This window comes from Mycobacterium sp. TH-M103, from assembly GCF_057473785.1.
In genome coordinates, this window is the sequence record NZ_JBYCLG010000053.1 from 1 (window position 1) to 4542 (window position 4542).

Sequence of the window (4542 nt, forward strand, 5' to 3'; positions counted from 1 at the left end):
GTCGACGGATCCGCGCGCCCGGCCCGTGGAGCCGCCCCCGCCCGCGATCATCGCCCCGCGGGTCCAGCGGGACGAGGGCCTCAGCGCCCGGCAGGCGATGACCGCGATGGCGATGGGTGCCGTTGGTGCGCTGACCTTTTCGCGGTTGACCCGCCGGCCGCGCTAGGCGGCGGTCCACTCCCCCCGCCGCATCACCGCGGTGACGCGCAGATCCCGGTCGAGCACCACGAGATCGGCATCATGCCCCGGCCGCAGGCTGCCGACACCCCGCAGGCCCAGGGCCCGCGCCGGTGTCGCCGCGGTCACCTGCACCGCCTCGGCCAGCCCGCAGCGCTCCGCCACCGCGCGGAAGAGCCGGTCCATCGTCGCGGTGCTGCCGGCGATCGTGTCCGTCCCGCGGACCCGCGCAACGCCGGCGACGACCTCGACCGGCATCGCGCCGAGCCGGAACGTGCCGTCGTCGCAGCCGGCCGCGGCGACGGCGTCGGTCACGACGGCGACCCGCTCGGGTCCCGCGGCGCGGATCACCGCGTCCACGACGGCCGGATGCAGGTGCACGCCGTCGGCGACGAGCTCGACGGTCACACCCGGGTCCGCCAGCAGGGCCAGCGCTGGCCCGGGCTCGCGGTGATGCAGCGGCGGCATCGCGTTGAACAGGTGCGTGCCGACGGTGGCGCCCAGGCCGATGGCGCGTCGGGTCTGCTCGTAGGTGGCATCCGAATGACCGACCGCCACAACGACTCCCGCGTCGCGCAAGCGCCGGATCGCCTGGTCGCAGCCGGGCCGTTCGGGCGCCAGCGTCACCATCTTGATCGCGCCGCCGCCGGCGTCGAGCACGGCGTCGATCTCGGCGGGCCCCGGGTCGCGCATCAGGGTGCGGTCGTGCGCGCCGCAGCGCGCCGCGCTCAGCCACGGCCCCTCGAGGTGGATGCCCGCGACGGTGCCGCGCCGGGCCGCTGCGGCCAGCGCGCGGACCCCGGCGATCAGCTCCGCCGGAGCGGCGGTGACCAGGCTGGCCATCGTCGTGGTGGTGCCGTGCCGCAGGTGGAAGGCCGCGGCGTCGGCGACGGCCTCGGGGTAGGAGGCCCCGCCCCCGCCGTGCACGTGCATGTCGACAAACCCGGGCACCACAACCGAATCGGGCAGATCGGTGTCGGGCGGACGGGGCGGCGCGCCGGCGCCGCAGCCCAGAATCCGGCCGCCGGCGGTTTCCAGCCAGCCGGGCCGGCGGACCTGCCCGTCGAGCACCAGGGTGCCGGCGCGGATCAGGGGCATGGTTTGTCCCAGCGTCCGCCGTTCTCCCAGAAATGCCGGATGTCCTCGAGTTCGCGGCCCCTGGTCTCCGGCGCGTAGCGGTAGACGACGCCGAACGCCACCACCGCGAGAGCCGCGAACACCGCGAAAGTCCCCGCGCCGCCCAGGGTGTGCAGCATGGTCAGGAAGACCGCGGCGACGATCGCGTTGGCCACCAGGTTCGAGGTCAGCATCGTGCTCGACCCGATGGACCGCAGCCGGGTCGGGAAGCTCTCGCTGGCATACACCCAGCCCAGCGAGCCGAAACCCAGCGTGAACCCCACGATGAACAGCAGCACGCCGGCGAACCCGAGGACAGCGCCGCCGAGACCGCGGCCGAACACGGCCGTCAGGACGAGGTCGGCGGCGATCATCATCGCGATGCCGCACAACAGGATCGGGCGCCGCCCCAGCCGGTCGACGAGCAGCATCGCGGTGAGCACGGCCGCCAGTCCGGCGACCTGTACCAGGGCCGGCAACCCCAGCAGCGCGAAGTCCCCGGTGAACCCGATCGCCTCGAATATGCGCGGGCTGTAGTAGACGATCGCGTTGATGCCGGTGATCTGGATCAGGAAGCCGAGCGCGACGACGAACAGGGTGGCCCGCAGGTACGGCGGGCGCAGCATCTCGGACATGCCCCCGGGGCCCGCCGAGCCTTCGCCGACCGCGCGGGCGATCTCGGCGAGTTCGCCCTCGACGTCCGCGGTGGGCTCCACCCGCAGCAGCGCCGCGCGCGCGTCGGCGGTGCGGCCCTTCATCATGTACCACCGGGCGGTGTCGGGCATGCGGATCAGCAACGGCAGCAACAGCGTTGCGGGCACGGCGGCCAGGCCCAGCATCCAGCGCCAGGCGTGGGCCCCGGCCAGCAGGTAGGCGGTGACGTAGCCGACGATGAGCCCGCTGACTGTGGCCAGCTGGTAGACGGTCAGCAGCGACCCGCGCACCGCCGCCGGAGCCGACTCCGCGACGTAGACCGGCACCACCACGATCGAGACGCCGACGGCCAGCCCCAGCAGGAACCGGGCCGTCAACAGCATCGGCAACGACACCGCCAGCGCACCCAGCACCGCGAACGCCGCGTAGGCCACCAGCAGCGACACCACCGAACGCTTGCGCCCGAACACGTTGGCCAGCACGCCGGCGCCCAGTGCCCCGGCGATCTGGCCGAGCACCGCCATCGTCGTCAACAGCTCCTGCTGCCGCGTCGTGAGGCCGAAGTCGCCGGTGACGAACAGCTGCACCCCGGCGATGATGGACAGGTCGTAGCCGTAGACGACGCCGACGCTGGCGGCGGTCAACCCGACCAGCAGGCCCCCGGGCCGGGTGCTCAACGATGCTGCGGCCGGCGGTTCATCGACCGTGCCGCCATGATCAGCCCGAAAACGACGATCGCCCCGATGACGCCGACGCCCACCCGCACCGGCACCTCGTCGCTCGCGGGAAGGAGCCCGGCGGCCTGCGCTGCGCCGGCGCGCCCGGCGGCACCCTCCGGCTTGGCGGGCGCCAGCGAGGGGTCGGGCGCGACCAGCGACCCCACCTGGGTTCCCGGCGGGGTGGCGAACCCGTAGTCGAGCAGATGCGCGGCCTGCTCCCACGGCGCGATCGGCTGCCGGGTCCCGTGTAGCAGCACCGCCACCAGCCGTCGTCCGTCGCGGTTGGCCGCACCGACGAAGGTCTGGCCGGCGTCGTCGGTGTAACCGGTCTTGCCGCCCAGCGCGCCGGGATAGTTGTAGAGCAGCTTGTTGTCGTTCTCCAGCTCGTAGCCGGGGTGGTCGCCGTGGCCGGGGAAGTCGAAGGTCCGGGTCGCGACGATGTCGGCGAAGATCGGGTTCTGCCAGGCGTAGCGGTAGAACAGGCCGATGTCGTAGGCCGAGGTGCTCATCCCCGGGCCGTCCAGCCCGGACGGCGTCGCCACCCGGGTGTCGCGGCCGCCGAGCTTGGCGGCCAGCACGTTGATCTTCTCCAGCGCCTGCTGCATCCCGCCGAGCTGCATGGCCAGCGCGTGCGCGGCGTCGTTGCCGGAGTGCATCAGCAGCCCGTGCAGCAGCTGGTTGACGGTGTACATCCCGCCCTCGGCGACGCCGACCTTGGTGCCCTCGACGGCCGCGTCCTCGGCGGTGCCGGGGACCACCTTGTTCTCGTTGAGCGCGTTGATCGACGCCATCGCGACCAGCACCTTGATGACGCTGGCCGGGCGGTGCCGGGCGTGCGGGTCCTTGGCGGCGATGACCGCGCCGCTGTCGAGGTCGGCCACCAGCCAGGCGTCGGCGGAGACGTCGGTGGGCAGCAGCGGCGTGTCGGGCGCGACGACGACGCCGCAGCTGCCGAGGGCCTCGCCGCCGACCGGCTTGGGGGGCACCGCCAGCGGCATCGGCGGGTCGCCCGCCTGGGGGACCTCCGACGAGTCCACCGCGGGCGGCGTCGACACCTTGTAGGGGCAGTCCGCGGGCCCGGCGTTGGGCACCGGCTCGGCGCTCGCCGCGGGCGCCCCCAACGCGGCCGGGGCGGCCGTCATGAAGACCGCCGCCACCAGGCACGACGCGGAACGTAAGAAGGTCATCGGTGTGCAGACTAGGCGATCGGGCGGCCGATCCCGGGGAGCCGCGCTGTGACTGATGGGGCGGAAGTTACTCGCCGCCGGCGCGCCTACAGCCGCTTCCAGGCCTCGCTCAGCACGTCGCGCAGGATCGACTCGATGGTGTCGAACTCGGCCTGACCGCTGATCAGCGGCGGCGCCAGCTGGATGACGGGGTCGCCGCGGTCGTCGGCGCGGCAGTACAGGCCCGCCTCGAACAGCGCCGGCGACAGGTAGCCGTGCAGCACGCGTTCGCAGTCGGCGTCGCCGAAGGTCTCCTTCGTCGCCTTGTCCTTGACCAACTCGATGCCGTAGAAGTAGCCCTCGCCGCGCACGTCGCCGACGATGGGCAGGTCGTACAGCTTCTCCAGCGTCGCGCGGAAGGCCGGCGCGTGATGCCGGACCCGGTCGTTGAGACCCTCGCGCTCGAAGATGTCCAGGTTGGCCAGCCCCACGGCGGCCGACACCGGGTGGCCGCCGAAGGTGTAGCCGTGCGGGAAGATCGTGGCGCCGTCGTCGAACGGCTCGAAGAGGCGGTCGCCGGCGATCATCGCGCCGATCGGGGAGTAGCCCGACGCCATGCCCTTGGCGCAGGTGATCATGTCGGGCACGTAGCCGAAGTCGTCACAGGCGAACATCGACCCGATCCGGCCGAACGCGCAGATCACCTCGTC

General features: G+C 73.0%; 4 protein-coding genes and 1 pseudogene. 1 reads left to right on the top strand and 4 read right to left on the bottom strand.

Features of this window, described 5'->3' with window-relative positions; translation table 11 throughout:
* Window positions 1-166 (top strand): annotated as a pseudogene (locus AC2VOR_RS02615) (inner membrane protein YhjD); the annotation flags it as partial.
* On the opposite strand, the gene nagA reads toward AC2VOR_RS02615, so the two are convergent.
* From nagA to AC2VOR_RS02635, 4 genes are all read right to left on the bottom strand, one after another.
* Entirely contained in the window at window positions 163-1275 is a 1113-nt protein-coding gene (gene nagA, locus AC2VOR_RS02620; protein ID WP_486963153.1) for an N-acetylglucosamine-6-phosphate deacetylase, read from the bottom strand. The pseudogene AC2VOR_RS02615 and the gene nagA sit on opposite strands and share 4 nt — an antisense overlap.
* Entirely contained in the window at window positions 1266-2624 is a 1359-nt protein-coding gene (locus tag AC2VOR_RS02625) for a sugar porter family MFS transporter (protein WP_369740259.1), read from the bottom strand. Before AC2VOR_RS02625 ends, nagA begins: the two co-directional genes overlap by 10 nt.
* Window positions 2621-3853 (bottom strand): D-alanyl-D-alanine carboxypeptidase DacB1, encoded by a 1233-nt coding sequence (gene dacB1 / locus AC2VOR_RS02630; protein ID WP_486963154.1) that lies wholly within the window; start codon window positions 3851-3853, stop codon window positions 2621-2623. Before dacB1 ends, AC2VOR_RS02625 begins: the two co-directional genes overlap by 4 nt.
* Window positions 3854-3939: 86 nt before the next feature.
* Window positions 3940-4542: aminotransferase class III-fold pyridoxal phosphate-dependent enzyme (locus tag AC2VOR_RS02635; protein ID WP_486963155.1), on the bottom strand; the 603-nt coding region annotated here is incomplete at its 5' end.